Source organism: Corynebacterium sp. KPL2895, from assembly GCF_040225815.1.
GTDB classification, from domain to species: domain Bacteria; phylum Actinomycetota; class Actinomycetes; order Mycobacteriales; family Mycobacteriaceae; genus Corynebacterium; species Corynebacterium rhinophilum.
The window spans coordinates 63,563-82,938 of sequence record NZ_JBEHFY010000001.1 but is presented as its reverse complement, the minus strand read 5'-3'; the positions used below and the strand labels follow the sequence as shown (position 1 = coordinate 82,938).

Sequence of the window (19,376 nt, the reverse complement as noted above, 5' to 3'; positions counted from 1 at the left end):
GAGGCACAACACAAGGCGGGAGGGAAAGCACCTCAATGCTTTCCTTCCCGCCTTTCGTGGTTCAAAGTTCCAGAGCCAATCGTGCCCCGCGACTAAGAGTCACCAAAAAGATCGTCTGAGATGGACTCATTAGTATCGGGGATGTCCAGTTCTTCGGCCCGCTTATCCGCCATGGATAATAAGCGCCGAATGCGCCCTGCCACCGCATCTTTGGTCATAGGCGGATCCGCCAGCCTGCCGAGCTCCTCCAACGAGGCCTCGCGGTGCTGCACGCGCAAGCGGCCGGCATCGGCTAGGTGCTCAGGAACGTCATCCCCCAAAATTTCCATCGCCCTATCTACGCGCGCCGCGGCGGTGACGGCGGCCCGTGCCGAGCGGCGCAGATTGGCATCATCAAAATTATCCAACCGGCGCGATGTATCGTGCGCTTCGCGCTTTACCCGCTTCTTTTCCCAAGACAGGCGGGTCACTTGCGCGCCCATGCGGGTAAGCAACGCGCCAATGGCATCGCCGTCGCGGACGACCACGCGATCTTCGCCGCGGGTCTCTTTAGTCTTTGCGGAAATTCCCAGGCGCCGTGCGCATCCCACGAGTGCCAACGCGGCCTCCTGGCAGGGGCAGCTGACTTCCAATGCTGAAGAACGCCCGGGTTCCGTCAGGCTACCGTGCGCAAGGAAGGCACCGCGCCACGCCGCCTCGCTATCAGCCACGGTGCCGGAAATGACCTGCGGCGGAAGCCCCACCACGGCGTGACCGGAGCGGGTAATCAGGCCTAGGCGGCGGGTAAGCTCCTTTGCCCCTTTAGTGATGCGCACGATGACGCGCGATTTCTTCACCGTCCCCGCAGGGCCGACAACGTGGCTTTCCGCTTCGATCCCGTAGAGCTCGTCTAAAGCCACGAGGATGCGCTGCGCAATAGCCTGGTTATCAAGCTCCAGCTCATAGGCCATGCTCTCACCAGAGACATCTACTTCTCCGGCAAAGCGCAGGATCGATGCGAGCTCCGCAGCGCGCGCGGACTGACGTGTCACGCCAACCGCCGCTAGTTCTTCTTTGACCTGTTCGGTCAACGGTGTGGTCACCTAGTTCGCCCCATTTCTCTGTCACAGTCACGAATGACGCTTGTGCAATGCACGGTCCCACGCACACCAACTACTGCGTGGGAAACGGAATTTTCTCATTTTACCGTGTCCCGCGCCCTGAGGACTGGCTGGCCTGAACTTAGCTAGGCCCGCCGGTACTCGTTATAAAGATCCACGATGACAGAAGAAAGTTTGTCTGGATCGTGTTTCATCAATCGCTGTCCATTGTCATCTTGGATACTGACATCTGCAAATACCGCGCGTGCGCCCAAGGCTTGCGCAGCGCGCTGTACATATACCCGTTCGCTCTCATTTGGCAGTGCTGCCGCATCTAGGACGATGCGGTCGATGCGTAGATCTGGGGCGTGACGAGCCAGCACGTGCACGTGGCGCTCCGCGGAAAAGCCTTGGGTTTCTCCCGGTTCGGCTGACAGGTTGAGCATCACGACGCGCAAAGCATCGGACTCAGAAATAGCCTGGACGATTTCTGGTACCAAGGTATGCGGTAATACCGAACTAAACCAGGATCCTGGACCGATGGTAATAAGATCTGCCTGCCTAATAGCCTCCAGCGCGGCGGGATTGGCTTCCGGGGCTTCAGGCAAGATGCGCACGCGCCGCACATGGCCCGGCGTCGATGCCACCGCGACCTGGCCGCGGACCTGGCGCATGACCCGGGGGTCATCGTCAAGCCCTGAGACATCGGCCTCAATCTCTAAGGGATGCGGGACCACGGGGATGACCCGCCCGTGCGAGTGGGTAAGCTCCGCCACCGCGTCCAAGGCGGCCTGGTAATCGCCCAAAACCCCGGTCAACCCGGCGATCATGAGGTTGCCCACGGCATGGCCTGCCATAGCGCCATTGCCGCCGAAGCGGTGTTGAAGGGTCTTGCCCCACAGCTCGCCTATCCGATTGTCATCGGCTAGCGCCGCCAAAGCCATGCGCAGGTCACCGGGTGGAATGATGTCCAATTCCCGGCGCAGGCGCCCCGAAGATCCGCCATCATCGGCAACCGTCACGATGGCAGAAATATCCGCTGCATTGCTGCGCCTGGCGGATAAAAGGGTTTGATAAAGACCATGGCCGCCGCCAAGGCAGACCATATGAGAAGGGTGTTCCATACAGTTTTTAGTGCTCCTCAGCCCTAATTGCGGGCGATATCCCGGTGCAAAATACTGACGTCAAGGGTGTCATTGGCGCGCAGACGCTTGGCGATGTCCTCAGCTACCGCCACAGAGCGGTGATGCCCGCCGGTACAGCCGACGCCCACGGTGATGAAGTTCTTGCCCTCGTGCCGGTATCCCTCCAGCATGGTGGAAAACATGGCGACAAAATTATCCACAAATTTCTGGGCGGCCGGTTGCGACAGGACATAATCGGCCACAGGCGCATCCGTACCGCGGCAGCCGCGCAGCTCCGGAATCCAGTAGGGATTGGGCAAAAAGCGTACGTCGACAACGATGTCGGCATCGCGCGGGGAACCGTTTTTAAATCCGAAGGATTCCACCGTGACGTGCTGGTTCGTATTCTGAAATTCGCCAAATGCAGCTTCGATGGCCCGGCGCAAGTCATGAATCGAGAGGTTCGTGGAATCGATGATGATATCGGAGCGATCCCGAATCTCCGCCACCGCTTGGCGTTCGCGTTGAATGCCCACCTTCAAGGTATCTTCGCCCTGCAATGGGTGCGTACGCCGCACAGAATCGAAGCGACGGATGAGCACATCATCGCGGGCATCGAGGAAGAGCACGGTGGGCTTCATACCCAATGCCGTTAACTCATCGATGGTCTCCATGAGGGACCCCGGAAACATGCGGGAACGCACGTCCGTTACCGCCGCAACCTTTTCAACGGGCGTTTCTTCCTGGTTGCACAATTTCCACAGGTCCACGATGGCGCGCGGCGGGATATTATGCGCCACGTAGTAGCCCTTATCCTCAAAAACCTTGGCGGCGGAACTCAACCCGCCGCCGGACATGCCGGTAATCAAGATGGGCGGAGTCTCGAAGTGCGTCATGCACACCAGTCTAGCGTTTTCGCGCTCTACACTTCTGCCAGAATGCTGCCTATTTACTGTGCGTCGTGCAACTTATCGTAGACGGTCTGCGCCAGTTTTGGCCCAAAGCCGTTGACCTCGCAGATCTCATCCACCGAAGCAGCCTTGAGCTTTTTGACGGAACCAAAATGCTTCACCAAATCCGTCCGGCGTTGCGGCCCAAGCCCCGGAATTGCATCGAGCGCCGAAGAACGCATGCGCTTAGACCGTTGTTGCCGGTGGTAGGTAATGGCAAAGCGGTGCGCCTCATCGCGAATCTGCTGCAGCAAGAACAGGGCCTGGGAATTGCGCGGCAAAATCACCGGTTCATCATCGCCTGGCACCCAAATTTCTTCCAAGCGCTTGGCCAGCCCCACGAGGGTGACATCGACAATGCCCAGTTCATCAAATACCTCTTGCGCCGCAGCCACCTGGGGCGCGCCGCCGTCCACGATGAACAACTGAGGAGGATAGGCAAACCGGCGGCCTGCCTCGGCGGATTCTTCCGCCACCTTTTCTTCCGCGAACGAAGACTCTTCCTTTTCCTCGTCCGGGTTCGCCAACTTATCTTGGTTATGGCGCTTAAACCGGCGCCGCGTGATTTCTGCAATGGAGCCAACATCATTGGAATGCCCGTCGCCGGCGGCTTCCTTGATGCGGTAGCGCCGGTAATCGGATTTCTTCGGGATGCCGTCTTCAAAAACCACCAGCGAGGCGACGACATCGGTGCCTTGGATATGCGAAATATCGGTGCACTCAATGCGCAGCGGTGCTTGGTCCATGCCCAAGGCATCCTGGATATCCTGCAGCGCCGCAGACCGCGCGGTGAGGTCGCCCACGCGCTTCAGCTTGTGCTGACGCAGCTGCTCCTTGGCGTTCTTCTCCACGGTATCCATAAGGGAGCGTTTATCGCCGCGTTGGGGAACGCGCAGATCGACGCGCGCACCACGCAGGTCTTCCAAGAGGGACACCACTTGTTCGGATTCCTCCGGCATGGCCTGGACCAGAATCTCGCGCGGGATGACGTGGACGTGGCGCTGTTCCATGTGCGATTCTTGGTCCACCCCGCGCCGCGGCACATCCGCAGCTAAAGCCGCGTCCTCACGAGCTTCTTGTTCTTCGCGCTCCACGGCATCCGAGTAAAACTGGATGAGGAAGTTTTGCACCAAGGCGGGCAAGGCGGGATCGGGTTGGCCCTCCTCAATGGGCTCAGAGGTTGCCTGATCGCCGGCGCGTTCAACGACCCAGCCGCGCTGGCCGCGGATCCTGCCGCCGCGCACGTGAAAAATTTGGACGGCGGCTTCTAATTCATCGGAATTAAACGCAATCAGATCGGCATCGGTGCCATCGGCAAAGACAACCGCTTGTTGCTCCATAATCTTATCGATGGCCCCAAGGTCATCGCGCAACCTAGCCGCACGCTCAAATTCCAGGTTTTCGGCGGCAGCCTCCATGTCCTTAACCAGCTTGCGCCTAACACCCGCCGTGTTGCCGTTCATGAACGATACCAACTCATTGACGGTCTCGCGGTGTTCTTCCTTGCTTACCCGCCCGATACAGGGCGCATCGCACTTGCCGATATATCCCAAAAGGCACGGCCGCCCCAGCCGCTCATGCCGGTTATATACACCCTTTGAACAGGTGCGCATGGGAAAGACGCGGGTGAGCAGATCCAGGCTTTCGCGCACCGCCCATGCATGGGAATAGGGCCCGAAGTAGCGCACCCCCTTGCGGCGGGGGCCGCGGTAGAAAAAGGCGCGCGGGACAACCTCTCCCGCCGAGACAGCAAGCATGGGATACGTCTTGTCATCGCGGTACATGACGTTGAAGTGCGGGTCGAACCGCTTAATCCAGGTATATTCCAGCTGCAGGGCTTCAACTTCGCTGGCAACAACCGTCCATTCCACGGAGTTGGCGGTCAACACCATTTGCCGCGTGCGCGGGTGCAGCTGCGTGATGTCTTGGAAATAATTGGACAGGCGCGCCCGCAGGTTTTTGGCCTTGCCTACGTAGATGACGCGCTTGTTTTCATCGCGAAACTTATAAACGCCCGGCTCCGTCGGAATGGTTCCTGGGGCGGGGCGATAGGTGGTTGGATCTGCCAATGCTTAATCCTGCGGCATGTATTTGGCTTCCAGATCGCGGAAGTCACGGACTTTTGTGATCACGGTTTCTTTATCGCCGGACTGCAGCGCCCACACGGGCACGGCCTCAAATTCGGGCAGCTCGAGGCGGGCCATGCGCTGGCCGACGGGGAAGGATAGCCCGTAGACCACCTGCCACGGGTAAAAGCGCGTGCCGATGATATTGCGGACCTCTACCCCATCCTCATTGGCCTGCAGCCGCGGCCGGTTCAGCGCAATCCAGGACAAGATGGAAATGACTACGCCCACACCGGGGAAAGCGAATTTATCGATGGTGGTCACGTGCGCGCCGGTAAAAGAGATATCGAGAGTGACACCCATGAAAATATGGATGGCCATGACTAGGATGACCCAGCCGATGGCAATCTTGCGCAAAAACGGGGACTTGGCGGTATACTCCCACGGCTTCGACGTGGTCCGTGCGAAGGGATCCGCGCTGGTATAGGCCAATACCTCTGCATCGCTGAGAGAGCGGCGCGGGTGGGATTCATTCGAGGCTGCGGCCTCATTCATGTGCTTTACTCCTCCGGAAGTCCTGCCTGCCTTTAATCTGCGTTTAGTCTACGCAATTGCAGCGCGGTATCTAAAGCCGCAATCATGGATTCTGCGCCCTTGTTTTCTGCCGAGTCAGGAAAACCTGCGCGATCGATGGCCTGCTGCTGGTCGTTGACAGTCAAGACACCATTACCAATTGGCGTCGATTCATCCAAGGAGATGCGCGTTAGGGCTTGGGTAACAGAATCGCAGACATAATCGAAGTGCGGAGTGCCGCCGCGGATGACGCAACCCAAGGCAACGACGGCATCGAATTTTCGCGCGGCTGCCTGAACAACCACGCCCAATTCTAGGGAACCAACGACCCGGAATTCTGCGACTTCTGCCCCATTTGCACGGGCAGTCTCCACTGCCTGCTGGTGCAGCTGATCGCAGACCTCTTCGTTCCAAGTCGCGGTCACGACCGCGACGCGGAGGCCGCGCGCATCTACCTGCGCGATAGTGGGTAATCCTGCTTTACTCATTTACCTAATTCTCCTTCGTGCTGCGCGTCCCACTGTGCCACCTGCGGAAGATCGTGGCCCATGCGGTCGCGTTTGGTCCGCAGATACCGAATATTATCGGCGTTGGCGGCGATGGTAAGTGGGATATGTTGGCTGACTTCAATGCCGAATCCGGCGAGCCCTTCCCCCTTGTGCGGGTTATTGGTCAACAGTTGTGCCGATTCCACCCCAAGGTCCTTCAGGATCTGGCCCGCCACGGAATACTCCCGGGCATCTTCTGGCAGGCCTTGTTCCAAATTGGCGTCGACCGTATCCCAGCCCTCGTCCTGGAGCCGGTACGCCTGGAGCTTGTGCACCAATCCGATTCCGCGGCCTTCGTGGCCGCGCAGGTAAATTACTACCCCGCTGCCGGCTTCCTGCACCTTGCGCAGGGATTCTTGCAATTGAGGGCCACAGTCGCACCGGCGCGAGCCAAAGACATCGCCGGTAAGGCACTCAGAGTGCACGCGCACCACAATATCGCGGGCTCCGCGAAGCTGCGCGGGATCGCCGGCGATTAAGGCAATATGTTCTTGGCCGTCAAGGTCATGCCGGTAACCAATCGCGGTGAATTCGCCATACTCTGTGGGCAGGTGGGTTTCCACCGCGCGCTGGGTTTGCACCTCGTGGTGGCGGCGCCACTCAATAAGCTGCGCGATAGAGATCAGTGCGAGGCCGTGCTTATCGGCAAAACGGCGCAGTTCCGGCCCGCGGGCCATATCCGTCGGGTCTTCTTCTGATACGACTTCACACAGCACGCCGGCGGGACGAAGGCCTGCAAGGCGTGCCAAATCGACGGCGGCTTCCGTGTGCCCATCGCGCTTTAATACCCCGCCGGGTCGCGCGCGCAGGGGGACGACGTGGCCTGGCCGGGTGAAGTCGCTGGACCGAGTCGAAGCATCAGCCAAGCGGCGGATGGTTTCTGCGCGGGAGGCCGCAGAAATTCCGGTAGAGCCCGTTGCCGCATCCACGGTGACCGTATAAGCGGTCTGGCGCACGTCCTGATTCTGCGCCATCATCGGCGGCAAATCGAGCCGCTGGCAATCTTCCGGCATTAATGAGGCGCAGACATATCCGGAGGAATACCGCACCATAAACGCGACCAGTTCCGGGGTTGCCAGCTCCGCGGCAAAGATTAGATCCCCTTCGTTTTCCCGTCCTTCATCATCCATGACGATGACCGGCTTGCCGGCGGCAATCTCCGCAATGGCGTGATCGATGGCATCAAAATGGATGCTCTCTTCAGTCGCGAACATAACCTAGCAGTCTAGTCCTTTGCTTGAGCAATTCCGGATTCGGGGTGAAGCATCTTTTCTACGTACTTCGCCAGCACATCCACCTCGAGGTTTACGATATTGCCGGGCTGAGATTCTCCGTGCGTCGTCTCCCGCAAGGTGGTGGGAATAAGGGAGACCTCAAACCAGTCCTTACCTACGGCGCTGACCGTCAAAGACGTACCGTTGACCGCAATAGAGCCCTTTTCCACGACGTACTGGGTAAGCTCGCGGGGCAAGCTAAAGCGCAGCACGTCCCAGTGCTCCGAATGCTCGCGCGTGACCAACCGTGCCGTGCCATCGACATGGCCCTGCATAATGTGTCCACCCAGCCGCGTGGTGGGCAGTACTGCCGGCTCGACATTGACCCGCACGCCTTCTTCCAGCTGACCGAGTCCCGTCCGGTCCAAAGATTCTCGCATCACATCGGCGCAGAAAATATCCCCATCCAATTCCGCGATGGTAAGGCACACGCCATTGATGGCAATGGAATCCCCTAGGTGCGCGTCACTCACCGTCTGCGGTGCGCGGATGCTCAACCGCAGTGCATCCGCCTGCGGTTCTAGTGCGGCCACCGTTCCTAGCTCTTGTACTAGCCCTGTAAACAATGATTCCCCTTGTATTTATCTCTAAATTATCTAATCTTTTAACGCTCGTTCCGCGCCTCGTATTCTACGAGGACATCGGGCCCGAGGCTGGTGGTGCGCACGGTGGTAAAACGTGGGGCATCGGCAAGCGTGTGCGCCACCGCATTCGCCAGAACCCCGCGCCCCTGGCCTAACAGGATAGGGGCAATATACGCCGCGAGTGCATCCACGACACCGGCCTCGATGAAGCTCTGGGCCAGGCCCGCCCCGCCTTCAACCAAGACGTCGCGGGCGCCGCTGGCATAAAGCTCCTTCAGCGCGCCCTCGATGGTGTCATATTGTTCAAAACCCAGCCGCTGCAGGTGAGAGACCTTCTCACCCGCGGACTGGAGCTCGCGCTTGCCGATGACCACGCGGCGCGGCTGATGCTCGCGCAGACTCCCATCGCTAAAGCGCGCGGTAAGGGAGGGGTTATCGGCAAGCGCGGTGCCCGTGCCAATGATGATGGCATCGCGCCGCGCCCTATCGGCATGGACCCACTCGCGGGCCTTAGGCCCGGTGATCCACTGGCTCGTGCCATCGGCGGCAGCGGTAAACCCATCCAAAGTCTGGGCAAATTTCAGGGTGACGTGCGGGCGCTGCAGCTTTACCGCGCGCAACCAGGCATACACCGCGTCTTCGACGCCTTCCGGTGCGGTGAGCTCGCCCACCTCTACCCCGGCGGCGGCCAGGGCCTGCGCTCCCCCGCCTGCTAGGGGCGTGGGATCGGGATGCAGGTAGAACACGCGGGCAATTCCGGCATCGATAAGCGCCGTGGCGCAGGGATCCGTCCTGCCCGTATGTGCGCACGGCTCCAGGGTGACCACGGCCGTACCGCCGCGGGCTTTCTCGCCGGCCGCGCGCAGCGCCATGACTTCCGCGTGGGCGCCACCCACCGGCTGGGTCGCACCAATGCCCGCAACGGCGCCGGTTGCTGACAAAATCACCGCACCTACCGGTGGATTGGGGCTCGTGGTACCGCGCACCGCCGCACCGGCCTGCATGGCCTGGACCAATGCTTCGGACACGTTGGTTTCATCCATCGCGCCGGCCATTATGAACGCGCCGCAAGCGCGCGCAGTTCTTCCACCGCCTGCGCTGGATCTTCGCTTTTGAATACGGCCGATCCCGCCACGAAGGAATCGCATCCGGCCTCCGCTGCCAAGGCAATGGTATCCGGATCGATGCCGCCATCGATTTCAATGATGGTATCCAGGCCCTGCTGATCAATGCTTTCGCGCAGGGCGCGGACCTTATCCAGCATGTCGGGCATAAATTTCTGGCCGCCAAAACCTGGTTCTACGGACATGACCAGCACCTCATCGAAGTGATGCAGCTTGTCTAGCCACGGCTCAATGGGCGTATCCGGTTTGATGGAAAAGGCCGCACGCGCACCTAGGTCCCGGATCTTGTGGGCCAAGTCCACCGCGGCGACCTCATCCTCTACCGCCTCCACGTGAAAAATGATAGTGGTGGCACCGGCCTTGATGTAGGTCTCCACCCATTTCGCCGGCTCCTCAATCATCAGGTGCACGTCAAGCGGCTTATCCGTGGACTTTATCACCGTGGCCGTAATATCCGGGCCAAAGGAAAGGTTGGGGACAAAGTGGCCGTCCATGATGTCTACATGGATCCAATCAGCGTTGGAAATGGCCTCTAGTTGTTCACCCAACCGCGCGAAGTCAGCAGCCAAAATTGACGGAGAAATAAGTGGTGCAGGCATACCGTTAATTCTAGCTCCCTTCCTCATCGCCGCGCCGCAATACCGCCATGAACATGGCATCGGTGCCGTGGCGGTGCGGCCACATTTGAACGGATTTTTCTTTGCCCACATTGCCCATATCTGGGATAAATTCCCGCGCATCTAGCTCCTGTGCACCCAGCTTTTCTACCGCCTGGTCCACGATGGCGCGGGTTTCGCGCAGGTCCGGCGAACACGTGGAATACACCACCACCCCGCCAGGTCGCACGAGCTTTAAAGCAGAGGATAAGAGCTCGAATTGCAGTGTCGAAAGCTCGGCAATATCGGCCTCAGATTTCCGCCAGCGTGCCTCAGGGCGGCGCCGCAAAGCGCCCAGCCCTGAACACGGCGCGTCCACCAAGATGCGATCGAATCCCGAGCCCACCTGCGGGTTGCGGCCATCGGCCACGTGGACGGTCACCGGCAACCCCTGCACCGTCTTTTCAATCAGTTTCGCGCGGTGCGGCGATACTTCCACGGCATCAACGTGCGCGGACTCGATGCGCGCCAAGGCCCCCATCAGGGCCGCCTTGCCACCTGGCCCCGCACACAGGTCGAGCCAGCGGCCCTGGTCGGTACCGCTGACGGGCACCTCGCACACGGCGCGGGCGATAAGCTGCGAGCCTTCATCTTGTACCGCGGCCATGCCCTGCTGGACCGGTTCCAATTGGCCTGGGTCCCCGGAATCCATATACACCGCATAGGGCGAATAGGTACCTTCTTCATTTCCGGTAATCAGCGCCAATTCCTCGGCGGAAATTTCGCCTGGACGTGCCACCAAATGCACGCTCGGTCGCTCGGAATCCGCTTCTAAGGCAGCGGGCAATTCTTCGGGGCCAACAACGCGGGCAAAAGACTCCGCGATCCACGTTGGGTGGGCATGCCTAAAGGCCAGGCCTGCAATCTCGCCTTCTGGGGCCAGCCGCTTGAGCCACTCATTCGGCGGCGTGCGGGTAATGGTGCGCAAGATGCCATTGGCGAATCCTTTAGCTTTTTCTTCCCCACCCGCCACGACGAGCCGGACGGAGGTATCTACCGCCGCGTGGGGTTCTACGCGCGTATACAGCACCTGGTAGGTGCCCAGGCGCAGGGCATCGATGACCACCGGCGAGATTGACTCAAGCTCGCGCGAAGAACACTGCGCGATCACCGCATCGAGCACACCCAAGGTGCGCAGGGTGCCATAGGTAATCTCCGTGGCGAATGCGGCATCGCGGCCAGAAAGCTTTTGCTTGCGCAGCGCCTTGGGCAAGACGAGGTTGGCAAACGCATCTTCTTCGCTTACCCGGCGCACCACTTCGAAGGCGACGGCGCGGGCCGGATCCACACCCTGGTCGATGGCGGCCTGCACCAGTGTTTTCCCCGCGCCCGTGTTCTTTGTGCCCGCATTCCGATTACCTCGGTTTCCTCGGTTATCCCGGTGGTCGCGGTTGCGCTGGTCCTGCATGCCGCGACCACGCTGTGCGGATCCACGCTGAGCTTGGCCGCGATTGTCTTGGCCACGCTGCGCATTGCCTCGCTGCCCACCGCCGCGTTGGGGCGCGCCGTTCTTGCCGTGTTGTTTAGCCTCCGGCGCCTTGTCGCCGGACTTACTGCGGGAGCGGAATCCACCAGTCACTGGAACCTCACCTCTGCGTTCCTTCCTAATCCACGCGCCCAATCGGCGGCATTCATCATCTTTTTGCCCGGTGGCTGAATCCTATCCAGCTGCACCGGTTGCGTCGCGGTCCCGATATACACCGCGTCCTTGCTAATCAGCGCCTCGCCCGGCTGCAGCTGCTTGCCGATGCCCTCGTTAAGGCGAACCGGGCCGAGCTTGAGGCGGGCATCGTCAAGCAGCGTCCATGCGCCCGGGCCCGGGGTGTGGGCGCGGATATGCCGGTCAATGGCAAAGGCTGGCTGCGCCCAGTCGATGCGCGCTGCCGCGGTAGAGATTTTCGGCGCATAGGTGGCCTCTCCTTTTTGGGCCTGCGGCTCCAGCGTGCCGGCCTCGAGCCCATCCATGGTGGCTACTAGGAGATCTGCCCCGGAATACGCGAGCCGGGTGAGCAGATCGTCTGCGGTATCCGTCCCAGTGATGCCTTCTGTGACCGTGCCGAATACCGGGCCTGTATCCAGGCCTTCTTCGATCCGGAAGGTGGATGCGCCGGTGATATCATCGCCTGCCGCGATAGCCGCTTGTACCGGTGCCGCGCCACGCCAGGCGGGAAGGAGGGAAAAGTGCAGGTTGACCCAACCATGGCGCGCGACATCCAAGAGATCCTTGCTAATGAGATTGCCATAGGCCACCACCGGGATGGCCTCTGGCTGCAGCTCGGCCAAGCGCTGGCGCAGGTTATCGCCATCTTCCGTGCCAGGCCGCAGCGTGGATGGGGTCAGCACCTCGATGCCGTGCTCTTGCGCCAGGGCCTTTACCGGGCTCGGGTGAAGGCTGCGCCCCCTGCCCTTCTTCGCATCGGGCCGGGTAATGACCGCTACCACTTCGTGACTGGAGGCAAGCAATTTCTCCAATGCCACCACCGCCGGCTCTGGGGTGCCGGCAAAAATAATCCGCATACTGGATGAGTCTCCTCGAGGTCTCGGGTGAAAATTCTAGGGTACAACGAGCCTGCCTGCGTTGCCGAAGCTCGCCTACCCCGCGCTATTAAACCAATCGGCTTCGCGGATGGTACGCATGGCGGCCTTGCGGTCGGCATCGCCAAGCCGGCGCAGGAATAACACTCCATCCAGGTGATCGGTTTCATGCTGAATGCAGCGGGCCAAAAGGCCGGAGGCCACCATTCCCACCGGCCTGCCTTCTGCATCGCGCCCAGAGACAAATACCCGGTTGTGCCGCGGCGTATCGGCGCGAATCCCAGGAATGGATAGGCAGCCTTCGCCAGTCTGCATGTCCTCTCCCAAAGACGTCCACACGGGGTTAATCAGAGCCCCGCGCAACCCGGTCTGCGTATGCGAGCAGTCATAGACAAAGATGCGCTTGAGTATGCCCACTTGATTCGCCGCCAGCCCTACCCCACCGGCAGCATCCATGGTCTCCAGCATGTTTTGCGCCAAAGTGCGAAGACCAGAGTCAAAGGTAGTAATCTCTTCTGCCCGCGTACTCAGTACGGGATCCCCGTAGAGCCTGATGTCTAATTCCGCCACTGAATCTTCCCTTTCTCATGTACTGCCTATTCGCCTAAGTTTATGCGCACTTCTAACCCACGTGAATGGGATCGACCATGATGCGTAGTGGCAATTCATCCTTCCGGGCGCTGCGCGCCGCATTAGCCTTGCGCAATGCGCGCCCAAGCTGCGATCGCGGCCCCAGCGGGGCGCGAACCACCAAGCGTTGCGGTGGGCCAAAGCGGTCCGCATCGTATTCCCCGGGAAGGCTGTCCCCTGGCGGGAGCGGAACCGGGCCTAAGACCTCGGCGTGCTCTGGCAGATCGACCAGCTTCTCGAAGGAATCCAGTGCCGCGTCCGCCCCATCAATGGCGGCAAAGTGCACGGCTGGTGGAAAGCGCACCTCGCGCCGGGCACGCAATTCTTCTGCAGCGGCCGCGACCATGTCCCAGCTCATGAAGTGGCGCACGACGGGAAGTTCCGGATCCGCGGCGATGATGACGCGCCCGCCCTTGAAATGCGGCCTGACCATGGTGGCCGCCTGCGCCCATTTGGCCAGGCAGTCCTCGGTGGCGCGCAAATCCTGCCGATTCAATAAGGTGCCTGCATCCAATAAGAGGGCCGCGCCATAGGCGCCGCCTTTCACCCGCGGCTCAGCGCCCGGGGTAGCAATCACTAATGCAGGGGCATTCTCAATTGAGCCCACAACCTTATTGCCGCCGGAGACCACAACGGATGTATTGGGAAAGGCCCGCCCCAATTCCTCCGCGGTGCGTTCGGAGCCTAAAACGATGGCGCGCAGCCGCGGCGAACCGCACTCGGTACAGCGGTGATTGGTGGCAATGCGCCCACACCAGCGGCAGGTAGGCATGACCGCCTCCTCGCTTGAGCGCTCGGAGCTCGGAGGCAACCCCAATGGCCCGTTGCAGTGGCGGCACCGCGCAGGAGAATGGCACTTTCCACAAGCCAAAGTAGGCGCATACCCCTTGCGCGGGACCTGCACAAGCACCGGTTCACCGCGGTCGAGGGCCTGCTGCGCTGCCTGAAAGGCCGGCGCTTGCACAGAGGTCGTACCGCCCTCCAAATCCCGGGAAATGGACAGCCCGTAGGCACCAATGGCCAAAATATCGGGCCGGCGTGCCTCTATGGTTGAGCTACTCGGCACGAGGTCGTGTGCCCACCCAGAGTCCACCAATAATTGAGTTTCTGCCGTACGCGAATGGTTGGCCGCAATGAAGCTGCAATTTTCGAATGCAGAGCGGGTGGTAAGCACCTCCCGGGCGTGGACGTAGGGCTTGATATTGTCTACCAAGTTATCGTTGCCGTCATCAAAAATGACGGCTAGTTGCAGGTTGTCCACGGGAGTAAAAGCCGCCGAGCGCGTACCAATGACTATTCGCGCCTGGCCCACCAAGGCCGAAAGGTAGCGGCGATAGCGCGCTTGCGGTCCCATACTATTGGTGAGCACCGTGATTTGTTTCGGCCCCACGACAGCGCGCAGGGCGTTTTCCAAGGAGTCGATTACCTTTTGGTCTGGGACGACGATAAGGACACCTCCCCCGCCCAAGGCGACCTTGGCAGCTAAGGCCGCGAGTGCATCTTCCCATTCATCGCCGGGAGCGATTTGCCATGCGGCGCGGGCTAATTTCCCGTCCAAGATGGAATCAACAAATGTTTCACCATGCTGATAGGCAGACCACCCTGATAAATCGGGCTCGCTGGCTGCGCCGAGGTCTTCCCACGGGGTATCCAAATCCGCTTCTTCCGCCTTCGCATGCCGCGGTGGAATGGCAGAGCGAATGATATCGGAGCAGATTCCGCCATAGCGATCCGCAAGGGCTTCTACCAGCCGGGACAGCTGCGGTGGGTAGACCTGAAATGGCGAGATGACTCGCTCAATAAAACGCAGCTGCCCACCGAAGTCGGAATCATGCTTGCGCTCGACGATGATCGCATCCACCAAGCGCCCATTGAACCGAATGCGTACCTTCACCCCGGCTTGGGCACTATCGGATTCAGCCTCATCTACCAGGTAATCAAATCCCCGATCGAGGTGGGCAATCCCTAAAAGAGGCAACACCCGCGCGACCGGTTTCCGGGCGGCGGGTGTTTTCTTAGGCATAAGCCCACATTCTACAGACCTGCGGCAGCGCGCAATTCCTCCACGCGGTCCAACTGCTCCCAAGGCAGGTCAACGTCGGTGCGACCGAAGTGACCGTAGGCGGCGGTCTGGCCGTAAATAGGACGCAGCAGATCCAATTCGCGGATGATGGCGGCTGGGCGAAGGTCGAAGACCTTATTAACGGCAGCCTGGATGTGCTCATCGGTCAGGTTCTGCTTCGCGGTACCGAAGGTCTCGACGTATAGGCCGACCGGCTTGGCGCGACCGATGGCATAGGCCACCTGCACCTCTGCGCGGTCAGCCAGGCCTGCGGCGACGATATTCTTAGCCACCCAACGCATGGCGTAGGCCGCAGAGCGGTCCACCTTGCTGGGGTCCTTGCCGGAGAAAGCACCGCCGCCGTGGCGGGCCATGCCACCGTAGGTATCCACGATGATCTTGCGCCCGGTAAGGCCTGCATCACCCATCGGGCCACCCAAAATGAAGGAGCCGGAAGGGTTGACCAAGAGGTTGGTGTCCTCGGTGTAGTACTTATCAAGGCCTGCGTCCTTGATAACCCATTCCAACACCTCGCTGCGCAGGTGGGTTTCTAGCCACTGACTATCTACCTCAGGATCGTGCTGGGTAGAAATAACGACCGTATCCAGGTGAGACGGCTCATTGTTCTCGGTATATGCGAAGGTCACCTGGGTCTTGCCATCCGGGCGCAGGTGGTCCACAATACCCTCTTTGCGCACCTGGGTCAGGCGGCGGGACAGGCGGTGCGCCAAGGCGATGGGCAATGGCATGTACTCCGCGGTTTCATTCGAAGCATAACCAAACATCAGGCCCTGGTCGCCGGCGCCGGCGGTGTCATTTTCTTCGTCATAATCCGCGCCCTGATCGCGTGCCTCGGTGGAGGTATCCACGCCAGCACCGATTTCCTGCGACTGCTCGCCGATGGCGATATTAACGCCACAGGTATTGCCATCGAAGCCCACATCGGAAGAGGTAAAGCCGATGGACTTCAGGGTCTCGCGCACGAGAGCCGGGATTTCCACGTAGGCATTGGTGCGAACTTCGCCCACGACGTGTACTTGGCCGGTGGTGACCAGGGTTTCCACGGCGACGCGGGACTCCGGATCCTTATCTAAAAGCGCATCCAAGATGGCATCCGAGATGGCGTCACAAATCTTGTCTGGGTGCCCCTCAGTAACGGACTCGCTTGTAAAAAGACGAGCTTCCACTGCAGCGTTATCAGTCACAAAAACTTCCTTTGATTATTACGTATTCGATACCGAGGCATTCTGCCCCCTACCAATCATATGGCCACCCTAGACCAAGCGGTCTATAAACGCAATATTTAATTTCCCGGTTCAATCATTTCATTCACGACGCCGAGAATCTGCGCCGCGACGACCTGCTTAGATCCATGCTCTACGCGCTGCGGTTCCACATTCCGCCGCAGGATCCACCCCTCGCTACTTTCCTGGCCAAAGGTCACGCCGCGGCCGACCTCATTGGCCATCAGTACGTCACAACCCTTGCGCGCAAACTTTTCTTGGGCATACTCCAGTGCCGAAGAATCAGCATCTCCCGTCTCCGCCGCAAAGCCAACGATGACGCAGTTTTCCGGCACCTCGCCCTCTTCGCGCGCGGCCACGAGAGACTTCAAAATATCTGGATTTTCCGCCATCTCCAGCGCGGCAAGCGCATCATCCGCTTTGCCCTTTTTCATCTTGGACTCTGCCACATTGGCGGGCCGGTAGTCCGCGACCGCCGCGGCCATGATGACGATATCGGCATCGCGGGATTCCTCGCGCATCGCGCTTTCTAGGTCTTGTGCGGACACGATGTCCCGGATTGTAGCCCCGCTCGGTAACGGCAACTCCGCGATATTGCCCGCCACAATCGTGACATCTGCGCCCTTGTGCGCGGCCACCTCTGCCAGCGCAAACCCCTGCCTGCCGGAGGAACGGTTTCCTAAATAGCGCACCGGATCCAATTCCTCTTGGGTGCCACCGGCAGAAATGACCACCTTCAGCCCCGCCCAGCTGTGATCGATATGAAAACCCGCGAGCTCGGTGCGCGCGATGGCGGCAATCTGTTCTGGATCCGGCAGCCTGCCTGCGCCCGTATCCTTACCCGTAAGGCGCCCGTGCGCTGGTTCCATGACGGTAATTCCGCGGCGGCGCAGGAGCTTTACGTTGTGTTGCGTCGCTGGGTTATTCCACATCTCGGTGTGCATGGCGGGCGCCACGATGATGGGACACGTTGCCACCAGCACGGTCGCGGTCAACAAGTCATCTGCGCGTCCCGCAGCCAAACGGGCAATGAGGTCAGCCGTGGCAGGGGCGATGACCACAGCATCGGCCTCCTGCCCTACAGCTACGTGTTGAACGTCCTCTACCGCCTCAAAAACACTGGTTGAGACAGGGTTTCCGGATAATGCCTCAAAAGTGGCGGCACCTACGAAGTTCAATGCGCTTACTGTAGGAACGACGCGGACATTATCGCCATGTTCTTTGAAATTGCGCACCAAGTGGCAGGCCTTATACGCGGCGATGCCACCGGCAACGCCAAGCACGATATTGCGAGGAGATTTTGAAACAGTCACATCGCACAATCGTACCGTGCAGGCATGACAAGAGCCCCGCCCGGCCACCACGTTAGTTCCACAGAAGTGAAACCAAGTGGGCTTGGCCGGACGGGGCTGAAATGAGGCACAAGGTGCGCACGCGAAAGCGAGCGCTACTTACTTGCCTTCCTCGTGGTCCAACAGACCTGCGTCGATTTCGCGCAGCGCGATGGACAGTGGCTTCTCGCCGGGCTCTGGGTTAACCAGCGGGCCCACGAACTCAAAGACGCCTTCATCTTGCTCTTGGTAGTAGCTATTGATCTGGCGCGCACGCTTGGCAGCGAAAATTACCAAGGCGTACTTGGAAGAAACCTTGTCCAACAGCTCATCGATTGGCGGGTCCGTAATGCCAATCGGGTCATCAAATACCGGTTCCGACTTTGCGGATTCAGTGTTAGAAGGGGTGGTCACGTTAGTCACATGCACCTTTACATTGGTTGAAGATGGTCAAAAGAAGAATCTATCCTCGCAGGATATCACTAATGGCGGCCACTGCCTCATCTAGGTTTTCATTGACCACAACGTGATCAAACTCATCCTGTGCAGCTAGTTCCTCATATGCAGTGTGCAACCTACGATCGATGACGTCTTGTGGTTCGGTACCGCGACCGGTCAGGCGCTCTACCAACACCTCCCAGGAAGGAGGGGCCAAGAAGACCAAGTCCGCTTCCGGAAGGGCCTTCCGGACGCTACGCGCACCGGCCAGGTCAACCTCGACGAGAACCGGGCGCCCTGCTTCCAAAGCCTCTTCTACGGGACGGGCAGGTGTTCCAGAACGCTGCAATCCGCCGTGAATATCTGCCCATTCGAGCATCTCACCGGCATCAATGCGTTCTTGAAAAGCCTCAGGGGTGACGAAGAAATAATCCACGCCGTCTTTTTCCCCGGGGCGGGGCTGGCGCGTAGTCATAGACACGCTGAAATACAGCCCCTCGACGTCATGCCGTAGACGCGACACTACGGTGGATTTACCCACTGCGGAGGGACCCGCCAACACGACGAGGCGACCGCGAGCAGTTGCGTCAGCCATGGACGTGATTATTCGTCGTCGTAACCGAAGCGCTCAAGAAGAGCACGACGCTGGCGCTCACCCAGACCGCGCAGGCGGCGGGTCTGTGCAATCTCCAGATCTTCCATGATTTCCTTGGCCTTGACCTTGCCAACCTTAGGCAGAGCCTCGAGGATTGCAGAAACCTTGGTCTTGCCGATGATCTCATCGGTCTCAGCCTTTTCCAGCACGTCCTTCAGGTCGGTCTCGCCGCGCTTAAGCGCAGCCTTGAGCTCAGCGCGAGCCTTGCGGGCCTCAGCGGCCTTTGCGAGAGCTTCCTTACGCTGCTCATCAGTCAACTTTGGAAGGGCCACGAGTTTCCTCCGATTCATTAGATTGGTTCTATTACTTCTGGCACTGGGTACCAGATTCCGGTTGCCAAACGCGATGGAAATACCGCGGAAAGTTACCCTGAACCTTCGAGCACACCGACTTCTGATTATCCTAGCACCGCTAGTGACACGATGACGATAGGCGACCCAGATGGGCCACTCGTTTTAGCACGTCAACGCACATGCTTAGACCAAAATACCAGGTAAACGGCG

The 19,376-nt window shown here is 59.8% G+C and carries 19 protein-coding genes; all 19 read right to left on the bottom strand.

Annotated features, from left to right (window positions below; translation table 11 throughout):
• Window positions 1-92: 92 nt before the first annotated feature.
• The 19 genes from whiA to mihF all read right to left on the bottom strand — a co-directional run bounded on the left by whiA (window position 93) and on the right by mihF (window position 19,145).
• Window positions 93-1,082, bottom strand: a complete 990-nt coding sequence (gene whiA / locus ABRP95_RS00385; protein WP_284769763.1) for a DNA-binding protein WhiA — start codon at window positions 1,080-1,082, stop codon at window positions 93-95.
• Window positions 1,083-1,225: 143 nt separating this feature from the next.
• Window positions 1,226-2,203: a gluconeogenesis factor YvcK family protein gene (locus tag ABRP95_RS00380; RefSeq protein WP_349838753.1), complete on the bottom strand. Its 978-nt coding sequence runs from the start codon at window positions 2,201-2,203 to the stop codon at window positions 1,226-1,228.
• Between the two features lie 23 nt (window positions 2,204-2,226).
• Window positions 2,227-3,108 carry an RNase adapter RapZ gene (gene rapZ / locus ABRP95_RS00375; RefSeq protein ID WP_172596749.1) on the bottom strand — a complete coding sequence of 294 codons (882 nt, stop codon included), beginning with the start codon at window positions 3,106-3,108 and terminating at the stop codon, window positions 2,227-2,229.
• A gap of 44 nt (window positions 3,109-3,152) precedes the next feature.
• A complete protein-coding gene (uvrC, locus tag ABRP95_RS00370) occupies window positions 3,153-5,222 on the bottom strand; it encodes an excinuclease ABC subunit UvrC (protein ID WP_349838752.1) in 2,070 nt (689 codons plus the stop codon).
• A gap of 3 nt (window positions 5,223-5,225) precedes the next feature.
• A complete protein-coding gene (locus ABRP95_RS00365; RefSeq protein ID WP_284609442.1) occupies window positions 5,226-5,774 on the bottom strand; it encodes a PH domain-containing protein in 549 nt (182 codons plus the stop codon).
• 32 nt (window positions 5,775-5,806) lie between these two features.
• Window positions 5,807-6,280, bottom strand: a complete 474-nt coding sequence (gene ribH, locus ABRP95_RS00360; protein WP_284852051.1) for a 6,7-dimethyl-8-ribityllumazine synthase — start codon at window positions 6,278-6,280, stop codon at window positions 5,807-5,809.
• A complete protein-coding gene (locus ABRP95_RS00355) occupies window positions 6,277-7,554 on the bottom strand; it encodes a bifunctional 3,4-dihydroxy-2-butanone-4-phosphate synthase/GTP cyclohydrolase II (protein WP_349838751.1) in 1,278 nt (425 codons plus the stop codon). The genes ribH and ABRP95_RS00355 overlap by 4 nt, the downstream gene beginning before the upstream one ends.
• 11 nt (window positions 7,555-7,565) lie before the next feature.
• A complete protein-coding gene (locus tag ABRP95_RS00350) occupies window positions 7,566-8,180 on the bottom strand; it encodes a riboflavin synthase (protein ID WP_349838750.1) in 615 nt (204 codons plus the stop codon).
• Window positions 8,181-8,218: 38 nt separating this feature from the next.
• A complete protein-coding gene (ribD, locus tag ABRP95_RS00345) occupies window positions 8,219-9,241 on the bottom strand; it encodes a bifunctional diaminohydroxyphosphoribosylaminopyrimidine deaminase/5-amino-6-(5-phosphoribosylamino)uracil reductase RibD (protein WP_502880332.1) in 1,023 nt (340 codons plus the stop codon).
• Between the two features lie 11 nt (window positions 9,242-9,252).
• Complete coding sequence (gene rpe / locus ABRP95_RS00340; RefSeq protein WP_349838385.1) at window positions 9,253-9,921, bottom strand: ribulose-phosphate 3-epimerase; 669 nt, start codon at window positions 9,919-9,921, stop codon at window positions 9,253-9,255.
• 10 nt (window positions 9,922-9,931) lie between these two features.
• Window positions 9,932-11,557, bottom strand: coding sequence for an RsmB/NOP family class I SAM-dependent RNA methyltransferase (locus ABRP95_RS00335; RefSeq protein WP_349838748.1), 1,626 nt, complete (start codon window positions 11,555-11,557; stop codon window positions 9,932-9,934).
• Window positions 11,554-12,495, bottom strand: coding sequence for a methionyl-tRNA formyltransferase (fmt, locus tag ABRP95_RS00330; protein ID WP_284849932.1), 942 nt, complete (start codon window positions 12,493-12,495; stop codon window positions 11,554-11,556). The genes ABRP95_RS00335 and fmt overlap by 4 nt, the downstream gene beginning before the upstream one ends.
• A gap of 75 nt (window positions 12,496-12,570) precedes the next feature.
• Window positions 12,571-13,083: a peptide deformylase gene (gene def / locus ABRP95_RS00325; RefSeq protein ID WP_349838747.1), complete on the bottom strand. Its 513-nt coding sequence runs from the start codon at window positions 13,081-13,083 to the stop codon at window positions 12,571-12,573.
• Window positions 13,084-13,135: 52 nt separating this feature from the next.
• Window positions 13,136-15,166, bottom strand: coding sequence for a primosomal protein N' (locus ABRP95_RS00320; protein ID WP_349838746.1), 2,031 nt, complete (start codon window positions 15,164-15,166; stop codon window positions 13,136-13,138).
• An 11-nt stretch (window positions 15,167-15,177) separates the two neighbouring features.
• Complete coding sequence (gene metK, locus ABRP95_RS00315) at window positions 15,178-16,410, bottom strand: methionine adenosyltransferase (protein ID WP_284796101.1); 1,233 nt, start codon at window positions 16,408-16,410, stop codon at window positions 15,178-15,180.
• Between the two features lie 98 nt (window positions 16,411-16,508).
• Window positions 16,509-17,762 carry a bifunctional phosphopantothenoylcysteine decarboxylase/phosphopantothenate--cysteine ligase CoaBC gene (coaBC, locus tag ABRP95_RS00310; RefSeq protein WP_284849934.1) on the bottom strand — a complete coding sequence of 418 codons (1,254 nt, stop codon included), beginning with the start codon at window positions 17,760-17,762 and terminating at the stop codon, window positions 16,509-16,511.
• Window positions 17,763-17,900: 138 nt separating this feature from the next.
• Window positions 17,901-18,203, bottom strand: a complete 303-nt coding sequence (rpoZ, locus tag ABRP95_RS00305) for a DNA-directed RNA polymerase subunit omega (RefSeq protein ID WP_005279075.1) — start codon at window positions 18,201-18,203, stop codon at window positions 17,901-17,903.
• Between the two features lie 40 nt (window positions 18,204-18,243).
• Window positions 18,244-18,813 carry a guanylate kinase gene (gene gmk / locus ABRP95_RS00300; RefSeq protein ID WP_023022483.1) on the bottom strand — a complete coding sequence of 190 codons (570 nt, stop codon included), beginning with the start codon at window positions 18,811-18,813 and terminating at the stop codon, window positions 18,244-18,246.
• An 8-nt stretch (window positions 18,814-18,821) separates the two neighbouring features.
• Window positions 18,822-19,145, bottom strand: a complete 324-nt coding sequence (gene mihF / locus ABRP95_RS00295; protein ID WP_284781996.1) for an integration host factor, actinobacterial type — start codon at window positions 19,143-19,145, stop codon at window positions 18,822-18,824.
• Window positions 19,146-19,376: the final 231 nt, after the last annotated feature.